The 22762-nt window shown below is 42.6% G+C and carries 23 protein-coding genes; 19 read left to right on the top strand and 4 right to left on the bottom strand.

Features of this window, described 5'->3' with window-relative positions; all coding sequences use genetic code 11:
• From ICN16_RS07985 to ICN16_RS07970, 4 genes are all read left to right on the top strand, one after another.
• Positions 1-795 (top strand): GTP cyclohydrolase I, encoded by a 795-nt coding sequence (locus ICN16_RS07985; protein WP_216136381.1) that lies wholly within the window; start codon positions 1-3, stop codon positions 793-795.
• Positions 796-799: 4 nt separating this feature from the next.
• Entirely contained in the window at positions 800-1024 is a 225-nt protein-coding gene (locus ICN16_RS07980) for a hypothetical protein (protein ID WP_216136379.1), read from the top strand.
• Between the two features lie 167 nt (positions 1025-1191).
• Positions 1192-1500, top strand: coding sequence for a high-potential iron-sulfur protein (locus ICN16_RS07975; RefSeq protein ID WP_216136376.1), 309 nt, complete (start codon positions 1192-1194; stop codon positions 1498-1500).
• 111 nt (positions 1501-1611) lie between these two features.
• Complete coding sequence (locus ICN16_RS07970; RefSeq protein WP_216136373.1) at positions 1612-2151, top strand: HPP family protein; 540 nt, start codon at positions 1612-1614, stop codon at positions 2149-2151.
• 83 nt (positions 2152-2234) lie between these two features.
• Here ICN16_RS07970 and ICN16_RS07965 read toward each other — a convergent pair whose 3' ends face one another.
• Positions 2235-2381 carry a hypothetical protein gene (locus ICN16_RS07965; protein ID WP_216136372.1) on the bottom strand — a complete coding sequence of 49 codons (147 nt, stop codon included), beginning with the start codon at positions 2379-2381 and terminating at the stop codon, positions 2235-2237.
• A gap of 188 nt (positions 2382-2569) precedes the next feature.
• On the opposite strand from ICN16_RS07965, the gene ICN16_RS07960 reads away from it, so the two are divergent.
• The 11 genes from ICN16_RS07960 to ICN16_RS07910 all read left to right on the top strand — a co-directional run bounded on the left by ICN16_RS07960 (position 2570) and on the right by ICN16_RS07910 (position 15583).
• A complete protein-coding gene (locus tag ICN16_RS07960; RefSeq protein WP_216136371.1) occupies positions 2570-4039 on the top strand; it encodes a mannose-1-phosphate guanylyltransferase/mannose-6-phosphate isomerase in 1470 nt (489 codons plus the stop codon).
• A 53-nt stretch (positions 4040-4092) separates the two neighbouring features.
• Positions 4093-5220: a GDP-mannose 4,6-dehydratase gene (gmd, locus tag ICN16_RS07955; protein ID WP_216136370.1), complete on the top strand. Its 1128-nt coding sequence runs from the start codon at positions 4093-4095 to the stop codon at positions 5218-5220.
• A 12-nt stretch (positions 5221-5232) separates the two neighbouring features.
• Positions 5233-6213, top strand: a complete 981-nt coding sequence (locus ICN16_RS07950; protein WP_216136369.1) for a GDP-L-fucose synthase — start codon at positions 5233-5235, stop codon at positions 6211-6213.
• 64 nt (positions 6214-6277) lie between these two features.
• The gene (locus ICN16_RS07945; RefSeq protein ID WP_216136368.1) at positions 6278-7288 is read left to right on the top strand and encodes a hypothetical protein; all 1011 of its coding nucleotides are present in this window, start codon (positions 6278-6280) and stop codon (positions 7286-7288) included.
• Between the two features lie 12 nt (positions 7289-7300).
• Positions 7301-8707, top strand: a complete 1407-nt coding sequence (locus ICN16_RS07940) for a hypothetical protein (RefSeq protein ID WP_216136367.1) — start codon at positions 7301-7303, stop codon at positions 8705-8707.
• 3 nt (positions 8708-8710) lie between these two features.
• Positions 8711-9721, top strand: coding sequence for a UDP-glucose 4-epimerase GalE (gene galE, locus ICN16_RS07935; RefSeq protein ID WP_216136366.1), 1011 nt, complete (start codon positions 8711-8713; stop codon positions 9719-9721).
• Positions 9722-9762: 41 nt separating this feature from the next.
• The gene (locus tag ICN16_RS07930) at positions 9763-11055 is read left to right on the top strand and encodes an oligosaccharide flippase family protein (protein ID WP_216136364.1); all 1293 of its coding nucleotides are present in this window, start codon (positions 9763-9765) and stop codon (positions 11053-11055) included.
• On the top strand, positions 11052-12266 hold the full coding sequence (locus tag ICN16_RS07925; RefSeq protein WP_216136362.1) for a glycosyltransferase: 1215 nt from the start codon (positions 11052-11054) through the stop codon (positions 12264-12266). The genes ICN16_RS07930 and ICN16_RS07925 overlap by 4 nt, the downstream gene beginning before the upstream one ends.
• Positions 12266-13423, top strand: coding sequence for a glycosyltransferase family 9 protein (locus ICN16_RS07920; RefSeq protein WP_216136360.1), 1158 nt, complete (start codon positions 12266-12268; stop codon positions 13421-13423). The genes ICN16_RS07925 and ICN16_RS07920 overlap by 1 nt, the downstream gene beginning before the upstream one ends.
• Positions 13420-14466, top strand: a complete 1047-nt coding sequence (locus ICN16_RS07915; RefSeq protein WP_216136358.1) for a glycosyltransferase family 9 protein — start codon at positions 13420-13422, stop codon at positions 14464-14466. Before ICN16_RS07920 ends, ICN16_RS07915 begins: the two co-directional genes overlap by 4 nt.
• The gene (locus ICN16_RS07910; RefSeq protein WP_216136356.1) at positions 14456-15583 is read left to right on the top strand and encodes a glycosyltransferase family 9 protein; all 1128 of its coding nucleotides are present in this window, start codon (positions 14456-14458) and stop codon (positions 15581-15583) included. The genes ICN16_RS07915 and ICN16_RS07910 overlap by 11 nt, the downstream gene beginning before the upstream one ends.
• A 1-nt stretch (position 15584) precedes the next feature.
• Here the strand turns inward: ICN16_RS07910 and ICN16_RS07905 are convergent, their stop codons facing one another.
• The 3 genes from ICN16_RS07905 to ICN16_RS07895 form a co-directional block, all read right to left on the bottom strand.
• Positions 15585-16415 carry a glycosyltransferase family 32 protein gene (locus tag ICN16_RS07905; RefSeq protein WP_216136354.1) on the bottom strand — a complete coding sequence of 277 codons (831 nt, stop codon included), beginning with the start codon at positions 16413-16415 and terminating at the stop codon, positions 15585-15587.
• Positions 16416-16445: 30 nt separating this feature from the next.
• On the bottom strand, positions 16446-17780 hold the full coding sequence (locus ICN16_RS07900) for an exopolysaccharide biosynthesis polyprenyl glycosylphosphotransferase (RefSeq protein ID WP_216136353.1): 1335 nt from the start codon (positions 17778-17780) through the stop codon (positions 16446-16448).
• Between the two features lie 64 nt (positions 17781-17844).
• Positions 17845-18942 (bottom strand): EpsG family protein, encoded by a 1098-nt coding sequence (locus ICN16_RS07895; protein ID WP_216136352.1) that lies wholly within the window; start codon positions 18940-18942, stop codon positions 17845-17847.
• Positions 18943-19073: 131 nt separating this feature from the next.
• Between ICN16_RS07895 and ICN16_RS07890 the strand changes: the two genes are divergently transcribed.
• The 4 genes from ICN16_RS07890 to ICN16_RS07875 all read left to right on the top strand — a co-directional run bounded on the left by ICN16_RS07890 (position 19074) and on the right by ICN16_RS07875 (position 22739).
• Positions 19074-19946, top strand: a complete 873-nt coding sequence (locus ICN16_RS07890; protein ID WP_216136350.1) for a GNVR domain-containing protein — start codon at positions 19074-19076, stop codon at positions 19944-19946.
• Positions 19947-20024: 78 nt separating this feature from the next.
• Positions 20025-20993 carry a UDP-glucose 4-epimerase GalE gene (gene galE / locus ICN16_RS07885; protein ID WP_216136348.1) on the top strand — a complete coding sequence of 323 codons (969 nt, stop codon included), beginning with the start codon at positions 20025-20027 and terminating at the stop codon, positions 20991-20993.
• Positions 20993-21655 carry a hypothetical protein gene (locus ICN16_RS07880; RefSeq protein WP_216136347.1) on the top strand — a complete coding sequence of 221 codons (663 nt, stop codon included), beginning with the start codon at positions 20993-20995 and terminating at the stop codon, positions 21653-21655. Before galE (ICN16_RS07885) ends, ICN16_RS07880 begins: the two co-directional genes overlap by 1 nt.
• Positions 21648-22739 carry a hypothetical protein gene (locus ICN16_RS07875; protein WP_216136346.1) on the top strand — a complete coding sequence of 364 codons (1092 nt, stop codon included), beginning with the start codon at positions 21648-21650 and terminating at the stop codon, positions 22737-22739. The genes ICN16_RS07880 and ICN16_RS07875 overlap by 8 nt, the downstream gene beginning before the upstream one ends.
• Positions 22740-22762 lie beyond the last annotated feature (23 nt).

Genomic DNA, 22762 nt, shown 5'->3' with positions numbered 1-22762 from the left:
ATGCCAACTAAAAAGATTGCCAGTAAGACGCCAAGTAAAAAATCCACAAGCCTCAAGCCCATCAAGAAGACGGCGATAAAGACTGTGGCAAAAAAAGTGGCCACCAAGAAAAGTGATGCTGGCACACCATTATCTGTGGTGATTCGCCGTCGTATCGAAGCTCAGAAAGCTCGCTTTCATGCGAATGACAACATCTCTAAATTCATTCAGCCTGGCGAGCTAGAAGGCTTAGTGGATGAGGTTGCAGAGAAGATGCAGGCGGTATTAGAGAGCTTAGTGATTGATACTGAAAGTGACCACAATACTAAGAACACTAGCCAGCGTGTTGCAAAAATGTTTGTTAAGGAAGTGTTTAATGGTCGCTACATTGAGCAGCCAACGCTGACTAAATTTCCGAATGTCAGCCGTTTAAATGAGCTGATGATTATTGGGCCGATCACAGTTCGTAGTGCTTGCTCACATCATCTATGCCCCATCATGGGCCGCATATGGATTGGCGTTTTACCAAGCAAAGAGTCAGCGCTGATTGGTTTATCAAAATACTCGCGCCTGACTGAATGGGTGATGTGTCGCCCACAAATTCAGGAAGAAGCTGTGGTGGAATTAGCGGATATGCTGGAAAAGAAAATTAAGCCGATTGGCGTTGCGATTGTCATGGATGCAGATCACTTCTGTATGCAATGGCGTGGTGTTAAAGATCGTGACTCGAAGATGGTCAATAGCGTGATGCGCGGCGCGTTCTTAAAAGACTCTAATTTGCGTAGAGAGTTTTTATCCTTGCTAGATAAGCGATAAGGCTGTGTCACCTAAGCCTATTTTCTTGAAGACCCTGTTGACTTTCTGCGTGGCGCTCTTGCTGTTTGGATGCTCGGTATATCCAGACGTGAACAAGGATCCCGCCAAAAACAATAAAGCCACTTTCCAGCGTGATGCTGTTGATTGTGCGCAAGCCTACCCCGAGGCGGGTTCCGGGGTCCATGTGAAAGAGCGTATTCGTTGCATGAATCTCAAGGGTTGGTATTGATTTCAGGAGAAATCAAACGTTCCCCTATCAATTTATTCTTTGAGAACAATTCTCAAGTAAAAATACATATAAATCAGCAGCTTACGTTGATCATAGTGGATTAAATTGATCTGATCTATGATCCATTTAGATGCAAATTTTGTTCCATCTCACTCACTGGAGTTCACATGAAAAATAGTCGCCGCCAATTTATGATTTTGTCCGCAGCTGGTGCTTGCACATTAGCGCTGAACGGTAAAGTTCAGGCTCAGGCAATGGTTGCTGAAACCGATCAACAAGCTGCTGCTTTGGGTTACAAGGCTGATGCCTCTAAGGTAGATAAGGCGAAGTATGCCAAGTATGCTGCTGGTCAAAAGTGCGATAACTGTGCTTTGTACCAAGGTAAGGCTGGCTCTGCTGCTGGTGGTTGCTCTTTGTTTGCTGGCAAGCAAGTTGCTGGCCCAGGCTGGTGTTCTGCATACGCTAAAAAAGCCTAATCGATATAATTTAGGCTTTAGCTGAGATGGCTGCCTTGTGCAGCCATTTTTCATTGCCGCTTTAAGATGGGTGTTTAAAAACCCCATTGCAGGATTAGTGGTCTAAAAACAATGAATCACACTTTTCATTATTACCTCAAGCGTCTCTCCTTTTATCTGGGTGGGGATCAACCTCATGTGTCTTGGGTGGAGCGAATTCGTTCTGTTTTTGGGGCTTTTTTGGGCTTAATGTTGGTTCTCGGTATGGCTAAGTACCTTGGCGACCTTAGCGGCCTTGATGAGTGGCTGATGGCCTCCTTAGGTGCAAGCGCTTTATTAGTGTTCGCTCTCCCGCAGAGCCCCATGGCTCAGCCCTGGGCGGTGATTGCTGGTAACACTCTGTCTGCCTTGGTTGGCATTTCAGTAATGCATTTCATGAGCGAGCCATTGCTAGCAATGCCCTTGGCGGCTAGCCTCTCGATTTTGGGTATGTTTATATTGAGATGCTTGCACCCACCAGCAGCTGCGGTTGCTCTTATTGTGGTGCTGGGGCATGTGGGGCATTACCGGTATGCATTCTTCCCGGTTATGGTGGATTCGGTATTGCTCGTCCTTGTCGGCGCCATCTATAGCAATTTGACTGGCAAGCTTTATCCAAATAGGCCTGAATGATTTAAATTGATCTAATTACCAATAAAAATCGATTTTTAGGCCTATTTATTCACTATCTGTTGTTAACTTTCAATATCTTCTAATTATTTAGCTCTAGTAGCTGCAATGGAAGCTATACAGTCTTTAATGCCGTAATTGTGATATTTGCCTGCATTTTCCTTTTTAAGGGATTGGGCGCACTCAATTACCGAATTGCGAACATTGATTTTTGGGGTATTGCTAACTGTCATTTTGGCTCCTATCAATACATTATTGAGGTGTTTTTATCTATAGAGCGCTATTTTGCGCCCCTCATTACTGCAAAGCTTATTTTATAAAAGATTTTGGCCCTATATAAAGCGATAAAATCTAGGACTAATTGATTAAGAACGCAATTGATGCAATTGCCCAATATATTCAGAAAGTTAGCTATTTGCTTATGACGCAAGTATTACCCGTAATTCTCTGTGGGGGGTCTGGAACTCGCCTTTGGCCGCTTTCCCGGTCCGGGTTCCCTAAGCAATTTTTAGTGCTTTCTGGCGATGGTTCAAATCAAAGCCTATTTCAGCAGGCCATTGGCCGCATTCACTCGGTTGCTAGCAAAGAAATTACATTGGGTAAAACAGTTATTGTCACCAATGAAGAGCATCGTTTTTTAGCACTCGATCAATTACGTGAATTAAAAAATGCCTTACCTCGCCTTGACGCTACTTTATTGCTCGAACCTGCCGGCAGAAATACGGCACCTGCATTAACGCTGGCCGCACTCTTTGCTCAAGAGCAAGGTCAAGATCCTATTTTGGTAGTTACTCCTGCAGATCAAACCGTCACTAATCCTGCTGCATTTACTAAAGCATTGGCTAAAAGTATTGCGATTGCGCAAACTGGCGCCATTGCGATTCTAGGTATTACGCCATCTGCTCCAGAAACTGGGTACGGCTACATCAAAGTACAAAGCCCTAGCTCAGATGCGGGCCTGCTTGTGGAGCGCTTTGTAGAGAAGCCGAATGAAGCTACTGCCAAGCAGTATCTTGCAGAGGGCGGGTACTTTTGGAATGGCGGCATGTTTGTTCTCAAGGCTAGCGTTTGGCTTGCTGCACTTGAAGCGTTCCGCCCAGATATCCTAGCTTCCACTGAAAAGGCCTGGAAAGATAAGGTAGTGGATGCTTCGGGTGACGCGCAATTTATTCGCCCTGCAAAAGAATTATTTAATGCCATACCAAGCGAGTCTGTTGACTACGCTGTGATAGAAAAATGTCCAGGTAAGCTGCCTATCAAAATGGTGGAGCTCGATGCTGGCTGGAATGACTTAGGTGCGTGGGATGCGGTTTGGCAAGTAGGCAAGCAAGATGCGCAAGGCAATGTCACCAGTGGCGATGCACTTGTCAGCAATTCTAAGAACTCACTCATTCATGCAAGTAGTCGCTTGGTGAGTGCGGTTGGTGTTGAGAATCTCATCATTGTTGAAACTGCAGATGCGGTGCTTGTTGCTGATCGTAAAAATAGTCAAGATGTCAAAAATATCGTTAATAAGCTCGAATCACAAAAGCGTGAAGAGAAAAGCTTGCACCGTAAGGTCTCTCGTCCTTGGGGTTGGTATGACAGCGTCGATGAAGGTGAGCGCTTCAAAGTAAAGCGCATTCAAGTCAAACCAGGTGCTAGCCTATCTCTGCAGATGCATCACCATCGAGCTGAGCATTGGATTGTGGTGAAGGGTACTGCTGAGATTACCAATGGCGATCAGGTATTGCTGCTTACTGAAAATCAAAGTACTTATATCCCGCAAGGACAAACCCATCGACTAGCTAACCCAGGTAAGACTCCGCTGGAGATTATTGAGGTGCAGTCAGGCAGCTATTTAGGTGAAGACGATATTGTGCGTTTTGAAGATACATACGGCAGAAGTTAAATAAAAGTAGTGAATCAATTTAGTAAATTAAGAAAATAAAGAAGAGTCAATATATGAACAAACAAAAAGTCGCGTTAGTTACTGGTATTACTGGTCAAGATGGTTCCTACCTTGCCGAGTTCTTATTAGAAAAAGGCTACATTGTTCATGGCATTAAGCGCCGCGCCTCTTCTTTTAATACTGAGCGTATTGATCATATTTATCAAGATCCGCACATCAATCATCCAGATTTGATTCTTCACTATGGTGACTTAACCGATACCAGTAACTTGGTACGCATCATTAAGCAGTGCCAGCCGGATGAGATTTATAACTTGGGCGCACAAAGTCACGTGGCCGTTTCATTTGAGTCTCCCGAATACACTGCAGACGTAGATGCAATGGGTCCATTACGTATGCTGGAAGCGATTCGTATTTTGGGTTTAGAGAAGAAAACTCGCTTCTATCAAGCATCTACTTCTGAACTCTATGGTTTGGTGCAAGAGATTCCACAAAAAGAAACTACACCGTTTTATCCAAGAAGCCCTTATGCAGTTGCCAAGATGTATGCCTATTGGATTACTGTGAATTACCGTGAAGCTTATGGCATCTATGCTTGTAACGGCATTTTGTTTAACCATGAGTCTAAGCGCCGTGGTGAAACATTTGTAACTCGTAAAGTGACTCGTGGCTTAGCCAATATTGCTCAAGGTCTTGAAAAGTGCCTCTACATGGGTAATATCGACGCCTTGCGTGACTGGGGTCATGCAAAAGACTATGTGCGTATGCAGTGGTTAATGCTTCAGCAAGATAAGCCAGAAGATTTTGTCATTGCGACAGGTGTGCAGTTCACTGTCCGTGAATTTATCATCCGTAGCGCTAAGCAATTGGGTATTACCTTGAAGTTTGAGGGCTCTGCCGAAAACGAAAAAGCGATTGTTGCTGCTATTGAGGGTGATAAGGCGCCAGCGCTCAAAGTGGGTGATGTTGTTGTTCAAATTGATCCACGCTACTACCGTCCAACTGAAGTAGAAACCCTCTTGGGTGATCCTACCAAGGCTAAAGAGAAGCTTGGCTGGGTTCCAGAAATTACCTTGGATGAAATGATTGTTGAGATGGTGGCAAGTGACCTGGATAAAGCTAAGCAACATGCATTATTAAGTAAGCATGGCTTCTCAGTATCAGTTGGCAAAGAAAACTAAAAAATTCAATACATGCCAATAGATTTAAATCAAAAAATTTATGTAGCAGGTCACCGCGGTATGGTGGGCTCAGCCATTGTTCGTAATTTGAAGGCACAGGGCTATCAAAATATTATTGAGCGTACTCATGCCCAGTTGGACTTAACCAATCAAGCCGCTGTTCAAGCTTTTTTTGAAGCAGAAAAACCGGATCAGGTTTACTTGGCAGCAGCTAAGGTTGGTGGCATTCATGCGAACAACACTTTCCCGGCAGAGTTTATTTACGATAACTTGATGGTTCAAAATAATGTTATCCATCAAGCGTTTTTGAATGGTGTTAAAAAACTCTTATTTTTGGGATCTAGCTGTATTTATCCAAGACTGGCTCCTCAGCCTATGAGAGAGGATGCGTTGCTAACTGGCAAGCTAGAGCCAACCAACGAACCCTATGCGATTGCAAAGATCGCGGGCATTAAGATGTGCGAAAGCTATAACCGTCAATACGGCGCGTCGCACGGCATTGACTACCGTTCAGTGATGCCGACCAATCTTTATGGCCCTGGTGACAACTACCACCCTGAAAATAGTCACGTTATTCCGGCGCTCATTAGAAGATTCCATGAGGCTAAATTAGCCAATGCTCCAGAAGTATTAATTTGGGGCACAGGCACGCCAAAGCGTGAGTTCTTATTTGTTGACGATATGGCAGCTGCTTCAGTGTTTGTGATGCAGTTGGATAAGGCGCAATATGATGCGCAAACTGAGCCGATGCAAAGCCATATCAATGTAGGATTTGGTGATGATGTGTCGATTGCACAATTGGCTACTGCAGTTGCTAAGGCAACTGGCTATCAAGGCAAGATTGGTTTTGATCCTAGCAAGCCTGATGGCTCCCCCAGAAAGCTGATGAACTCATTACGTTTAAATCGTATGGGTTGGAATCCGCAGGTCAATCTAGAGCGGGGCCTGGCCGTTGCTTATCAAGAATTTTTACAAGGTGACGCTCGGGAATAATCCTGGCACATACATGATCAATTGCACATTCATTGCATTAGTAAAAAATTAGCCTGAGAAAATTGTGAAGCGATCCTTTCGAATTGATCATGCCTTTTTACATCTACTCCTTGGTAGACGCTGGAGGGATAAAGTCTGGGCATCTAAGGCAGACGTTAGAAGCCTGCATACCCAGATTATCGTCTCGGGCACGCCGTTCATTAGTGACTTTGATGCAGTCACCAGAATTAAACTCAATTTAGATTTACCCAATTTCCCATTTAACCCGGGATTACTGAAACTCAGTGATGGGTATTTGATGACGGTACGCTGCCGTGCCTCGAATTGCTTTAATGATCAGACTTTTATTCACAACCCTGACTCACCGGTGGATGTGAATTACCTCATTTATTTAAATGAGCAATACCAAGTCACTAAAACTGTCGTTTTAGATGAAAGCATCTTGGTGCGTGATGAATCATCTTGGACCCCGCCATTAGAAGATATTCGGCTTTTTACTTGGGGTGATGATGTTTGGGCGATCGGCGCCATTCATGATCGAGGTGCTCGCAAGATTGAGCAAGCTATTTGCAAAATACAGGGTGATGCGATTGTTCAATATCAGGTACTGACATCACCAGTAGGATTAACTATTGAAAAGAACTGGATTCCGGTTCCAGTCAATGGCAAGTTGAAGTTGATTTACAGCTTTGATCCATTTCAAGTGATGAGTATGGATGCGCCAATGGGCAAGCTTCAGGCTAGCAATATTCAAGCGGATGATAGCGATCATCCCTTCCGTGGCGGCACGCCTCTAGTTTCTTATGGCACTGGCTATATTGCTTTAGTTCACTCAGCTCCCATGGAGTACCGGGGCGCTCGCTTATATACGCATCACTTCGTTCTATTTAATAAAGATCTTCAGCTTGCTGAGATTGGTAGACCATTTTTCATTGAGCATCATGGTGTTGAATTTGCAGCGGGTATTGTGGTGCAGCAAGATGGGGTGCTCATTTCGTATGCAGTAGGTGACAGGGTAACCCGTTTGATGCAAATCCCGAATGTAGTCATCGAGAAGTTCTTGTCAGTTGAATAGGGTGTTTAAACGATGATAGTTCGCAAGAACAGCAATGTCTTGGGTTTGGTGCTCATTCTGATGAGCAGTGTGCTCCTGGGGGTCTGGGCGGTTAAAAATACGATTGCCCTCCGAAATATTCTCTTATTTGTGGGCGCCCCTCTAGCGGCGCTCTATTGCTATTGGCAATATCAAGAAATTCGTTTAAAGCAAATCAAGATTCCAATTAAATATTATTTGCCAATCCTATTGGTGTTACTAATGTTTGCTTGGGTGCTATTTCATTATCTTTTCTTGTCTCGTTTTCCAGAGATTCAATGGTCTGAATTAAGGTCTACCTGGCTCAGGGCGCTCATGGCATCGATTCTGGGCCTCGGTACGGGATTGGCTATTTTAAGAAGGCCAAATGCTATTAATTTCCTTTGGCTCGGTATTCTCCTGAGCTTTGCTTATCTCTTTTATCAATACGTACCCAAAGCATTAGCCGCACACAGTCTTTTTGCGCCGGATTACGATGGATATATCTTCTACGGAAAGATTAGTGCCGTTCTATCCGGAACAATATTAATTTGCGGTTTACTCGGAACGGTTTTATCTCGATTTACCTTTCTTTGTTCAAAAGCAAAGTGGGCATTACTAGCATTTTGGTTGTTTGGTACTAGCGTTGCGTTGTATGCCTCCGTATTTATTTTTGATACTCGCAATGGCGTTGGCTTGGCTCTTTTGCTTTTTGGTGTTGTGGCGACCGGTCTCTTCGTGCGCCTGATCATGACATTTTTTTCCAAGCCAAGTATTCAAAAGATTTTAGTGAACGTGCTTTTTTTGGTCTGTTTACTTGGCATTGGCGGTTGGTTTGGTTGGAGTCAATTCAAACTCAACCCAGGTTGGGCTACCATGTTTGAAGATGTGCAGGTTGCGATGCAGGTAGACAAATATCCGAATTGGCAAAATCCAGCCAATTTGGGTTTTCCGAACAATGCCTTAGGAAAAGAGGTTAGGGGCAATACTTACGAGCGGGTTTCCTGGGCAGTTGCAGGTATGACTATCTTGGCTCCTGAAAATCCATTGGGTGTAGGAATATTGGTGAGGCCTTTTGGGGTACTGCTGAATGAGAAATACCCCGACAGTGCTAAAGGCATCATGTCCTCACATAGTGCCTGGGTCGAATTTACTCTAGCATTTGGATATCCTGGAATATTGCTAACGCTAGGCGCTTTAGTGATGATCTTAGCGCTTTCATTTTCAGGATTGTCGAAAGCGCATCAAGATGATCAACACCCGTTTAACTACCTTGTAGCCACTCTGGCTTTTGGTGTCATTGCCTTGTATACCGTGGGAGAGGTGAGCTCACAGCATGGCGCAGAGATGCTTTATTTCTTGATCACATTGATGGCTGGTCTTTTATTTCCGATTTTGTCTCAGCAAGTAAAGAAGATTTAAGAGATGAATATCCTTCTGACAGGTGGCCTTGGATTTATTGGTAGTCATACCGCAGTAGTGCTTGCTTCAGAAGGTCATTCTGTAGTGATTGTAGATAATCTTTGCAATAGTCAGCAGCAGACTTTGGGCAATCTAGAGCTTATCACCGGAAAAAAATTGCCTTTCTACGAGGGCGATGTTCGGGATGTTGATTTGCTTAAGAAGATTTTGCGTGACCATCAAATTGAGTGCGTAATTCATTTTGCGGGCCTGAAGTCAGTGGCTGAGTCAGGCGCTGATCCCCTCAAATACTTTGATAACAATGTAAGTGGCTCGATCGTCTTGATTGAGGCTATGCAGGCTGAAGGGGTCAAGAAACTCATCTTTAGTTCTAGCGCGACTGTCTATGGAGTGCCGCAGTATTTGCCTTACGATGAAGAGCATCCTTTGGCCCCTATGAATGTCTATGGCAGAACCAAGCTTCAGGTTGAGGAGATTTTGCAAGATCTCTCTAAATCAGATCCTGATTGGTCAATTGTTTGTCTGCGTTATTTCAATCCTATTGGCGCTCATGAATCGGGTCTTATTGGCGAATTACCTCAAGGCATTCCGAATAATTTAATGCCCTATATTTGCCAAGTTGTATCAGGAAAATTGCCACATCTGAATGTGTTTGGCGATGATTACGATACTAAAGATGGTACTGGTGAGCGTGATTATATTCATGTGATGGATCTGGCAGAAGGTCATGCTGCAGCGTTAGCATTTACCAATCATCATCAGGGCTGGGAAGCGATTAACCTTGGCACGGGCTTTCCATATAGCGTATACGACCTTATTAGTGCTTTTGAGAAGTCAGCCAAACAGTCGATACCTAAGGTGGTAAAAGAGCGTAGAAGTGGTGATTTACCGATTTACTATGCCAAAGCGGACAAAGCAAAGAATTTACTCAATTGGCAAGGCAAGCGTGACTTGCAATCGATGTGCGATAGCTCTTGGAATTACCAAGATCAACTCACTCGGGTTCCCAAGTGACTTTGCTCGATTGATCGCTAATACGGCACACTATCAATAGCATGCATAAACGAATTATTAAAAGTTCATTTTTCTTATTGGTCGATCGCGGATTTCGATTGGCGATTAGTTTTGTATTGGGTGTTCTGATCGCTCGGTTTTATGGCCCTGCAGAATTTGGACAGCTTAATTATGTTTTAGCTACTGCGAGCGTATTTGGCAGTCTGTCCTCATTAGGTCTTGATGACATTGTCCCTCGGGATATGGCAGCGCTAAATCAAGCAGGATTATCTCGGGATGATATTCAGAAAACCGCCTTCATACTGAGACTTATTGGTGGCACAGCTGCATATATATTGGTATTGATGCTGACGTTTTATGAATCAGGAGCATCGCGCTTATTTCTGATCGCGTGTTTATTGGCTTTATATCTCCCTATTCAGGCTGGCGATATTTATGAGTATCGCTTGAGGGTTGAGGATGAATTTTCCAAGATTGCCTTCAGTAGAAGCTTGGCTGCATTTTTGGCAAATGTGCTCAAGGCGCTTGTATTGATATTTGCTCTTCCAATTGGATATATAGCAACAGCCATGACCAGTGAGTTTGCGATGACGTCGACTTTCTTCAAATTATGTTTGAAGAAAAAAGGTTTTATGCCTGGTGTATTTCAGCTGGATTACGCGAAAGACTTGTTGGCGCGCTCATGGAAGATTATTTTTGCTGGGTTATTAATTACTTTTCAAGCTAGGGTTGAATATTTCTTGATTGAAAAGTTTTTAGGTTGGCAAGAAGTGGGCCAATACTCTGCAGCCCTCAAGATCTTTGAAATTATCGATGTAGTATGCGTTATTTTGGTATCGGTTCTGATGCCAAAGCTGGCCTCCATTGTTAACTCTGAAAATGCAAGACTTTATGGCAGGCGAACCTATTTAATTGGTTTTGCAATTTATTTTCTGCTGATACCAGTCATGATTCTTTTGGTGGTTGTGTTCCCCTACGTATATGGCGTTCAATATGCTGAGGCGGCAGCCATCTTGCCTTGGCTATTGTTGAGACCGCTTTTTGGGATGCTAGGCTCCATTCGCAACATGTTTATCGTGCTCGCAGATAATTATTGGTATCCAGCCTTATCTTCGCTTTGTAGCCTGATGGTGAGCATTTTGGCTGGCTATAGTTTGATCCCTCAGTATGGCTTATATGGTGCAATTGCCTCTAGTATGTTGGGCTTACTTACACTGACCATCCTGACCGATTTGGTGTTTTACAGAAAGAACTCCATTGCTGTATTTACCTGTTTTTATGAATGGCCTTATTTTAAGAGCCTCATTCAGGGAAGTATTCGGAGGAAGGTATGAAAATTCTCCTGTATTGGCATGATATTTATTTGCCCTACTCAGATTATTTGATAAGAGGATTTGCCGCTAATCCTGGCATCACACAGTTGTGTGTTGTTGGTCCGGATGAGTATGAGGCTGATGCCATTTACTCTGGATCCGAAAATCACCAGTCTTTTTCAGAGAAGGTTTTTTTCAAAAAAATAAAAACATATTCGTTTAGAAAAAAGTGGGGGCCGATTTCTGAATTTAAAAAATGTATTCAAGAATTTAAGCCTGATTGCATCATTGTTTTAGATGAAGCATTCTCGGTGAATGTTTTGAATGCTGCTATTGCTAACCATTGGGCTAATAATCAAGCAACTGTGCTGTTTTATGGCTTTGAGAATATCAAGCAAACACCCCCATTTCGATTTCTTGTGGAAAATTTCTCCCTGAAAAATACTTGGGTATTTATACGTAAAACAATTCGTTATTGGATTGCAGATGCTTTATTGCAGCCGGTGCGTTCTCGTTTAGTGAGTGGCGGCCTAGCTTGTTATCAAGAAAGCGTGGATGTAGTTCATCAATTTGGTTGGAATCCAAAAGTGCAAATCCAGTGGTGGGGTCTGGACCTAAAGCCATTTTTAAGATTAAGCAGCGAACCCTCAGCTCAACATCAAAAGCCTTTTAAGACAATTGGATATGTTGGTCGTTTTATTGAGGAAAAAGGTATTTTGGATCTTCTGGCCTCCATGTCCTTACTAGGTCAGGAGTATCGTCTAGTCCTAGTAGGCGGCGGGCCATTGGATGAGCAGCTGAAACAAAAAACGCGCCAGCTTGGGCTGCAAGATCGGGTGCAATTCATCCCACCAAAATCTCGTGATGAGCTTGCGGGGCTCTATGCAAGCTTTGACTTATTAATTTTGCCCTCTAGAACAGATTACTTTTGGAAAGAGCAGTATGGCAGGGTGCTAGTTGAAGCTATGGCTTGTGGCACGCCAGTGGTGGGCAGTCAGTCTGGTGCAATCCCTGTGGTAATTGGTGACCCAGCGCGCTGCTTTCCTGAGGGTAATGTTGCGCAGATGGCAAAGATTATTCAGGACGCCATTACCTCATCAGAGCTTGGCAGTCCTCGGAGCGTACGAAATCCATTAGTTGAGCGCTCGCAATTAGGTGATATAGATCATTTTGTGAAAAGCTTTATCGAGCTGCACCTTGAATTGAGTGGCAATAAACGGGCGACCAATTGATGAAGCGGTTCATTTCCTCCTCTATCCCATACCTCCGTCGCAATCCATGGGCGATTACTAAATTATTATTCAGTGATTTGTATTACTGGTTTTATGCAAAAGTATTTAGACGAAATATAGATTTACCTGAGACCTTGGGCCGAGTGTTGCTGGTAAATCCAGCGCATTTGGGCGATGTTGTGATTAGTACGGCAATCTTGAGAGATTTAAAGCTTAAGCTACCAGACTGCAGCGTTGATTTTTTGGTTGGTGATTGGGCGGCACCTGTTGTTAAAGGTCATCCTGGACTCAATCAATCTTTCTTTATTAGTCATTGGCAGGCAAATCGTGGCGACGAGTCGCGAATTCAGAAAAAACAACACTATCAGCGGCAGGTCAATCGCGTGGTATCGGAATTGAAGCAGGGCGCATACGATGCCATTTTCTTTCTGAACTCATATGAGCCTTCATTTATTTCCTTATTTAAAGGCTTTCGGTGCCCATTGATTGGTATGGTAAGTGCCGGTGGCGGGCCGTTACTGAGCTTTAGCGGGGATGGGTCTGCGACTCATGAAGTGCAAATTCAGGCAAGCATATTTAAGCCATGGCTTGGAGAGGTGAAAAGTGCGGATTACTATCAGCCTTGGCTCAAAGCCTCCGTAGCCTCAGATAGATTGAGGACTGAGTTAGGTCTTAATAAAACCTATGTTGTTATTCATCCGGGATCGGGCAATCCTGCAAAAGAATGGCCTATTAGGAATTGGGCTGAAGTAATTAGTGCTCTAGCGCAATATGATTTGGATATTGTTATTACGGGCCATGGCGAGCGTGAGAAAAACCAAGCTGAACTTCTCACAAGCGATCAAATAATCAACTTGGTCAACAAGCTTAATTTTGACCAATTTACTGGTGTCGTAGAGGGGGCTTCGGCTGTTTTCTGCGTAGACTCGTTAGCTGGACATATCGCGGGTGCCTACGATTTGAATGCCATCATCATCGGCAATGGCTTAAGCAAAATTGAGCGCTGGCATCCCCTGGGAAAAAAGAGTCAACTACTAGTAAAAATGATGCCTTGCTCACCTTGCCATAGTCACCCCTGCAAGGAAAGAGCTTGCGTGACAGGCATTACCCCAAAAATGTTGATTGATCGATTGCCTGCAGTATTGGATGGCCAATGAAAAACATTTCGATCGTTAAATTAGGCGCTATTGGGGATGTGATTCAGGCTGCTGCTGCAGTAAATGAATATAAGCAATTGCATTCAGACGTAAAAGTAAATTGGATAGTTGGGAAGCCCTTAGAGCCATTCTTATCCAGCATGAGGGTCGCAGACCGCATTATCGCCATCAATGATCAACGGATTCTACATGGATCACTGATTGAGGGGGTTAACTCTCTATTGAAGTCTTTTTATCAAATTTTTATCCAGATAAAAAATTGCGATGAGCTTTATATTGCCCATTCGAATTGGCAATACAGCGTCTTTGCGATTCCCTTACTTCTGAGGAATCCAACCCTGTTATTTGGAGGCATTAAAAGATTCTTTCCTATAGTAAAAGAGTATCGAGTTAGCGAATATTTTCACTTTCTATCAGAAGAGGCTATTAGTGTGGAACGGAGTGATTCTTCGCTTCAAAGTATTGGAAAAAATATTATCAGTACAGACTCGGGATTTCAATTCATAGCCGATCCATCAAAAAAATGTGTGGCATTAGTGCCGGGTGGTAGTAAAAATATGATGCGAGATGATTTTCTGCGTCGCTGGCCAATAGATAACTATCTGGAATTGTCTCGTCGATTGATTGCTGATGGATATGATGTGGTTTTAGTTGGCGGTAAAGGTGATGCTTGGGTTAAACCTTATTTCTCAGGTATTCAAGCGAGGGATTTCATTGGCGAGACAAGTATTAATGATGTGGTTAATATTTTTTCTAAAGTGAATTTGGTAGTTAGTCACGATACGGGACCACTGCATTTAGCCACTATGACTGCAACCCCCTTGGTGGCAATTTTTGGTCCAACACCTGCCTCTGCAGTTGTGCCTATTGGAAGAAAATCTTTGGCCGTATTGAGGGCGGGAGCTAATGTCGCATGTGCGCCTTGTTATGACGGAGTGAACTATGCTCCTTGTAAACACCCTATTTGCATGAAATCCACCACTGTTGACATGGTGTACGAAAAGGCAATGGCACTCCTGAGTGAGGACAGTTTTGGAGCGTAATAATCAACTGCTGAAGAAATTAGATTTCTGGGTGGGCATTCCATTGCTATATTGCCTCTCTTTATTCAAGGGAAAATCAGCAACTAGGCCAACAGAAATTCAATCGATTGGGATTTTCGCTTTTGCTGCAATTGGCGACTCCATTCTATCTTCCAGTCTTTTCCCTGCATTAAGAAAACAATACCCAAAGGCAAAAGTGATTGTATTTGCCTCGCCAGCTAATGCAGCTATTTATCCGATTTTGACTGGATATGATGAGTTGGTAGTTCTGCCAATTACTAAGCCTATTAATGCGTTCAAGATCCTGAGGGCCTACTCCTTGGATATATTGATTGACACTTCTCAATGGACTAAGTTGAGCGCTCTCTATAGTTATTTTATTAAAGCCAAGTTCAAGATTGGATATAGCACTTCGGGTCAATACCGTCATGTTGGGTATGACTCAAAGGTAATTCATTCCAACTCAATTCATGAATTGGAAAACTTTCAGAAGCTACTTAATCCGCTAGGCATAACATCCACTGAATCACCCCAGCTGAATGCGGAGAGAATTAAAAGTCAGGATTTGACTTCAGGGGAACTGCAACACCTAAGGCCTTATATTGTTTTTCATCCCTGGGCCAGCGGGACTAGATCAGAGTTGCGTCAGTGGCCTAGTAGCTCTTGGATTGAATTGGCCAAATTTGTGTTGGCTCAGAACTTCAATATCCTGATTACCGGATCATCCCAAAATCAAGCTGATGCCCTAGAGCTAGCAGACTTAATGGCGAATGGGTCGGCAGGCGAGGGGATTTATGTTGCCGCGGGAAAGGCTTCGCTTTTAGAGACCGGCAAACTAATTTTAGGTGCCAGGGCTGTGGTGAGTGTCAATACAGGAATTGCTCACTTAGCTGATCATCTGCATGTTCCTACTGTAGCGCTCAATGGACCTACTAATTCAGCTAGATGGGGAGTGGTCAATTCTGCCTCTAGAAACATTGATGTTCCCAAAAATAGTGGTGGAGCTTTTTTGAATCTAGGATTCGAGTATCCCAGCAACCCTAAATACAGCATGAATCTAATCTCCGTACAAGAGGTTGAGCATTTACTGAAGCAGCTTCTAGCTGCTAGCAACTAGCTTATAAGGCAATCGGCCTATTTTGAAACTTGCTATAGGCTGGTGATGTGAAATAGCGAGACCATGACCCAGGCATTTCTGGGATGGCGTGTCCGTTGTAATCGATGCCTGCTTGATTTAGGTGTAGCCCAGGATTTTCCAGGAGAACTTTACGAATCACTCTAGTTAGCATTCCGGTTGCAGTGAAACTCAAAATGGCATCCTTCGGATTTTCAAAGACCTTATCTTTGAAGTAAGGGTAGAAGTTGCAAATTTCTTCAATCATCATGTTGGTAACGGGATGATTTTTTGCAAAACCAAATGACCATTGCATTGCTAATTTGGTTGGTTGTTGCACTCTATCCATGATCGCTTGCTCAGGCAAGATGATGCAATTATTTTTCTCATAAGAAATAAGGCAATCAGAATCCGGTTTTAATAGCATTCTGAGTGGTACTGAACATCCCTTATTAATATCGAAATAGAATCCGCCGCGTTCGTTCAGAATGCAAACTCTAAAAATATCCGCCTTCGATGGTCCAAATTGTGATTTTTGATAGATTTGAAAAATGGGATGCTTACCCCAAAATTCTTCCATATAAGCTTCAATCTTCTGATTATCAAAAAGATGGAAATTAAGATCAGGATTTAGCCTTCTAAAGCCCGCGATGTTATTAAACAGCGTTTTGCCAAATTGACGATTAACCCATGTTTGATAAACATGAGGCGGAATGTGAGCATGCTCAAATTTCTCAGTAGCAACTTGGTCATCCAATAATTGATAGGGCCTCTCTAATACCAGCTGAGCCCTTCTAATGGATTTTTTAAGCTGATTAATTAGTTGAGTAGACATGCCAATGGATTTGTAGGTAATTAAGTTGGATTAACGGGTAGAGTGATTCTTGGACAAGAATGGCTCTATTGCAGTTAGGAGGATAATTTTAAGATCAAGCAGCAGCGACCAGTTCTCAATATAGAAAAGATCGTACTCAATGCGCTTATTAAGGTCTGTATCACCGCGTAATCCATGTATTTGCGCCCAGCCAGTGATGCCGGCCTTTACCAAATGCTTTTTAGCGTAGTTGGGGATCTCTCTAGAGAACTGCTCGATGAACTGCACCCGTTCAGGGCGTGGGCCAACAATGGACATTTCACCTCGCAAGACATTAATGAACTGGGGTAGCTCATCTAAGTTCATGCGACGCATCCACCTGGAAAACGGGTGCGCTATCTTTGACTCTGAATTACCCCATTGCGCCCCGTTCTTTTCAACATCCGCTGGCATAGAGCGAAACTTCAGCATCATGAATGGCCGCCCATTAAGACCTACTCGCTCTTGTCTATACAGTATTGGGCCTGGCGATGTGATTTTTACAGCAACGGCCAACACCAGCAGTAAGGGGCTTAAGCAGATCAGGATAAAGAGTGAAATTACAAAGTCCTCAATATTTTTGATGAGCAATGCCTCGCCGGAAAATGGGGAGGCATTGAGGTTTAGCATATCGATGCCCATTACTTCAGTCGATCCATGATTGATCAGTCTGAGGGTAAAGAGATCTGGAGCGTATTTAATGCTTGCTGAGCTAAATCGTAGTTGGTGAATGATTCCTGGGAGCTTGCCGGCTTCATGGATGGGTAAAGCAATCCATATCTCATCCAATAAATGATTCGATAGCTCTTCTATCGCATCTTCATCGCCAATCTCAAAAATGGTGTGGGCTAATTCAAATTCAGCGTGAGCTTGTCGCTGAATCTGATCAATTAGTTGCTCGGCAATAACTCCGGTGCCAATAATCGCAACTCTCTTTTTGTTGAGCCTAAATCCATAGAGTCGCCAAGTTATTTGTTCAATAGAAAAATTACCAATTAGTAAGAGTAACCAGGCAAGTCCTGCCCATAGAATCAACCAAATCCTGGATAGAAGATTGCCACTTTGGGTAAAAATAATTGCAAGTGAAATTACTAAAAACGTAAGCGCCCAAATCTTGCTAACCCTACTCATCATTTGAGTAAAGGAAGACAGGCTTGTCTGAAATGATGATTGTGATGAGCTAAGTAAATAAATTAAGCATGCACCAACTATAAAGTTGTTGTAAGCATCATTTGGTATTGCTACTTCCCAAAAGCGAATGTGTAGAGCCAAGAAACCCGTTGCGAAAATAATCCCACTATCAAGCAATCGATAGATATAAGAAGTTAAGGAAGCGGGTATTCGCATATTTCTTTTCGTAATGAAAAGGGTGGTAGGGATGGAGCACTAGTAATGCACGTAATACGACAGTTTAACCAAGTATCCAATTATGAATCAATTCCATGCGGGCATAGAGCAGGACAGCTAAACCTAAGGTTGCGAATAGATTAATTTTATTTAACTTTAAATTGCCAGCTAGGAAAACTAAGGGGGCAACATAAAAATCAAATAGACGTGTTTGCGCCGCATGAATTGGCGCAAAAAACCATGCTAGAAAAACTGCTAAACAAATGCTCGCAATGGCGTATTTCTCAGTGGTGCCATTCTCCAGATGAAGTTGATCAAAGAATAAAATAAAAATTACATACCCTATGGTTAGCAAATGCGCTAGAGGAAAAATTCTTTCGCTGGAAAATAACCCCAATTGATACTGTTCCCAATATGCCGCTGACTCATTTTTACTTAAAATTGATAGCTGTTCAAACGAAGGGGTCCATTGGAGGTAGATAAAGATGGTAAAGATAATGATTGCTGTAATTGCAAGATACTTATTTTTGACTATCCGATGAAATGGGATAATGCCAATTGAAAAAATGCCCTGCGAATGAAATAAGTAGTTTCCAAGCAAAACGCTTGCCCCCATAATTTTTTGAGAGCGCGTCAGAAAATAGAAGCCCACAAAAAAGGCTGTGAGAGCTACTCCGCCCCTAAGTAGGGTAAAGTCGTAATAAAGATAAATAAGGGGGATAAATAGAGTAAGAGCTAGTAATTTTTGACGACATAATCGATAAACAATCAGCAGCTGAATAAAAACGCCAATACTACTAAGAGCCAGGACTGCGCGCTCACCTGGCATAAACGACTTAAGGATGCTCACCAAGAAATACCAGGCCCAGTCTCTTGAGTATTGCATAGGGCGGAAGCACTCTGTGAGTGGACAAATCTCAGATGCCCACCATCTATAAGCCGCTAAATCATCTCGAGCAATGCCCATGGGGCGTAGGGCGCTAAATATAACTAATATGCATGAAAACACCCAAAATAGATACTTTTCCAGCTGAGTATTTGCTCTTACGGTGAATAAGAAGCTTAGGGCAGTTAAGAGGCTAAAAAAATATATAAATCCCCATGAGTAAATTCCGCCCGTATGGCCACTAAAGTTAATTAAATCAGGCAGAAATTGACTCATGCGGATATTGGTATGAAAAGCGCTGATGTGTTTTAGGCAGTATCGATTATAAGTCAATGAAAGGGATTTCTAGTCCTGGGTGTATGGGATAATTACGACTTACTAATGCTAATAATTAAAGCGATTTATTTGTGAATGATTCTCGCCCGTATTCAGGTAATCAAGATAAACTACTCTTGGGCTCAAAAGAGGGTGATATCTCGTTTATTGATATCCTGTGCTTTCTAAAGAGTGTCTATAAAATCATTGCCATTGCTGGTGTTGCTGGGTTAGTTATCTCAGTAGGATATTTAACTGTTATCCCAAAGCAGTACGAAGCCGTTGCCCAAATCGCGATGGCGCAAGTTAGCGCTGCTAACAACAACACCAACAACAAGCCCAACTTTCTGTTTGTTAATATTGAGGAGCCAGCCCTCTTGATCGCTCGCTTATCTTTGCCTACCAGCTTTACGCCACAGGTGATAGAGGCTTGCGGCTTCCAGGATCAAGCAAATGCTGCACTGGCCCTCAGCAAATCCATCAAATTGACCGCCCCCAAAGGAATTGCCAACTTGGTTGAGTTGACGACTTTCGGGCCCACCTCCCAGAGTGCCCAGGAGTGCAATTTAGGGGTGTTCGAGCTCATCAAAACCACTCAGTCCCAAATCGTGGCTCCTTATATTACTGATGTAAAAGTAATCTTAGATGACGATATTGAGCGCCTAGCAAAGGCTAGGGAGTTAGTGAGTAGGGCTGATAAGTCCGGTTCTGCTATTGGGGCAGCCTACCTCTCAACCCGCGATGAAATCCGCGACTTGCTTAATGAGATTGCAATGTTGAGAAACGTGGTTATCTCGAGCCAGAATAGGGCTACTCGGCTAGTTGCTCCGATTTATGCCAACAATACGCCTATTGCTCCTAAGAAAGTCATGGTACTTGCCGCTGGAATTTTCGGTGGGCTCTGCTTAGGTATTCTGATCGCATTGGTTCGCCAGGCAGTTTTAAGGCTGCTAAAGAGGGTCTAATGGCGTGGCAAAAGGAAGCGGGCGACCGGGATCGGGCATTAGTGGGTTTGAATCTCATCTAAAGTAGAAAAGTTGAGCATGAATATTCTATTGAATGGTGGATCTGTGTATATTGGTGCTTATACCGCAGAAGTGCTATCGCAAGCCGGTCATGAAGTGGTGCTATCAGATAACTTTTGTAATAGCAATCCAAGCGCTCTAGATCGACTCCAGAAAATTTTAGGTAAAGCCTTGCCCTGTATTGAAGGGGGTGTGCGAGATGCCGATATTGTTGAGAGGGTTTTGCGCGAATACAAAATTGATCCCGTGATTCACTTTGCGGGATTAAAAGCGGTAGGTGAGTCTGCTGAGAAGCCGATTGAGTATTACGCTAATAATGTACAAGGCGCCCTTAGCCTCCTTGAGGTTATTAAGTTATGCAGTATAAAAACATTGGTTTTTAGTGCAGGTGCAACTGTTTATGGTGACCCCCAATACCTCCCTTACGATGAGAATCACCCTACTGAGCCTACGAATATTTATGGGCGAACTAAGCTTCAGGCTGAGGAAATATTAAAAGGTGTGGCTAGTGCCGATCGACGATTGCGAATTGTTTGTCTGCGGTACTTTAATCCTGTAGGGGCTCATAACTCTGGTTTTATAGGGGAGGACCCACACGGGGGTCCTGATAACCTTTTGTCTTTCTTAATGCAGGTAGCATCTGGAAACCTGTCAAGGTTGAATATTTATGGCACCGGCGAGCGCGACTATATCCATGTAATTGATTTGGCAGAGGGGTATGTGGCATCGCTTTCATGCTTGAAAAATTGCATCGGATTTGGTTGTATCAATTTGTGTACAGGCATAGCAAGGAGTGTCATTGAATTAATCAAAATATTTGAATTGGCAACTGGTCAAAAAATTGAGAGTGAAACAGCTTCACGTCGAAAAGGTGATCTTCCAGTTTATTGCGCAAATTCCCATCTTGCAAATGAACTGCTTAGGTGGCGCCCAAAAGAGATGCTTGAGGGTGCCTGGAGTTGGCGATTAAATAGCCTAATAGATTGATGAATAAATTAAATTTTTACCAAGAATGCAATAAGATAATTTTGCTTGGTAATAGCGAGAAGTTTTCATTTCTCTTTGGCAAATTATTTGGCAATGCGTCCATCGCCATCGTTTCGTGGAGGCACTGTGGCCAAGTAATTATGAGTGATCTAATAAACCACAATCAGAGTCCTGACTTAATTGTGGTGTGTGGCTACGATTATAGAAGTGGGTGGTACAGCTATAGGGATTATCTTGAGGCTAATATTGCGGCTCCCCTAAGATTGATCGACAAGTTAACAGGAAAAAATACATGTATTCTGTATATTGATACGGGAGATGATTTGAAAACAGTAACCTATTCTCGCTACCGTTTTGCCAAAAATAGTTTGGCATTAGAGTTAAGAAGATATGGAAAGCAATATAAACGAGTTACGCTTCCAGTATTAATTGACAGCAATGGGTTGGCCAGTATTTATGGTGGCAAAGTTACAAAAGTGATATTTAACTTATTAATTAAGCTCGGCTTTGTGCAAACCACCAATCCAAATGCATTAATGAGCCTCATCAACCAATCATTAAATTCCGACCTTATACCCGATCCAGGGGTGTTAATGCCAAGATATCTGGATATTAAAAGATCAGTTTTTTTAGACCGAGTATTGAGGTTTATTTGTGGGTGAAGTCACTATTGTTGGAGGAGGGTTTTCTGCTTATCTAGCTAAGCTCTTGCTTGGCGAAAGGGTAACAATACTATGTGGGACAGATTTTATTAATCTAGGGCCAAATCAAATACAAAGACGTAGAGTCTTTGAGGTAAATAAATTATTTGGAAAAAAAAGCTATTCAGCAACTAAATTAAAGCCGTCAATTAAGAAGCTTAAGTTGCATGATCGCCTTATTAATGGTGGAAATTCAAATATTTGGGGTGGAGTTATAGATGCTAGTGACCTGCCTAGACCTATTATAGAGGCCCTTAATAAAAGTGGAGTTACATTACAGCCGCTCTCATTTAAAAAAACAGGTAGCATTTCTAGTAAGTCGCAGTTCGCTCAGTTATTGGATTCTTCCGGCAGAATATTGGATGTTAGTAAATATTTTCAAGGGCGCACAAATCATTTTCTCGAATCATTCTTTATGGATGGCGATCGGATAGGCTTAAGGATTGTCCAAACTGGAGATCATGCATTACGTAAAACAATTTATACAAAGCAGTTAATTATTTGTACTGGTGTTGTCCAAACCATTGATCTTCTATATCGATCTGGATTTATAAATGAGGGGGATAAGCTGACTTTATGTGAGTTTGGACATCAAATTTCCATAACCCCAACATTTCATTTGGAGAAATTTAAAATCACGGGAAATAAGGCTATAGTTCGGTTTGATATAGTTCGAGCAATTTGCCATTTTTTGGGAATTCAAAAAAAATTATGGCTATCCAATTTAACTCGATATATTCCAATTTATGTTGATCAAATTTTTTTAAAAGGTAGATCTAAATATATGTTGCAGGTTATTAATGGGAATTTGATAGATTTACCCTCTGACCTTAATTTAGATTCTTTATTAAGTCCTGCATATGGGAGTTCAATCCATTACTGCAATTTAGAGATAAATGCAATAAATGCTAATCAGTATTTGCAATCTATTGGCGCCGGATTAATTGGTATTGGAATGGCATTTGTCGATCAAAAGGAGCCTGGGCCAATATCCAATGATATTATTCAAGATGCTGTTCGAAAGCTAAGCCCTGATCATATTTAAATTTCAAAATGTATTCAGAAGAT

Source organism: Polynucleobacter sp. es-MAR-4 (genome assembly GCF_018882055.1).
Lineage (GTDB): Bacteria > Pseudomonadota > Gammaproteobacteria > Burkholderiales > Burkholderiaceae > Polynucleobacter.
The sequence above is the reverse complement of the archived record's forward strand: the minus strand, read 5'-3'. Positions and strand labels throughout refer to the sequence as shown.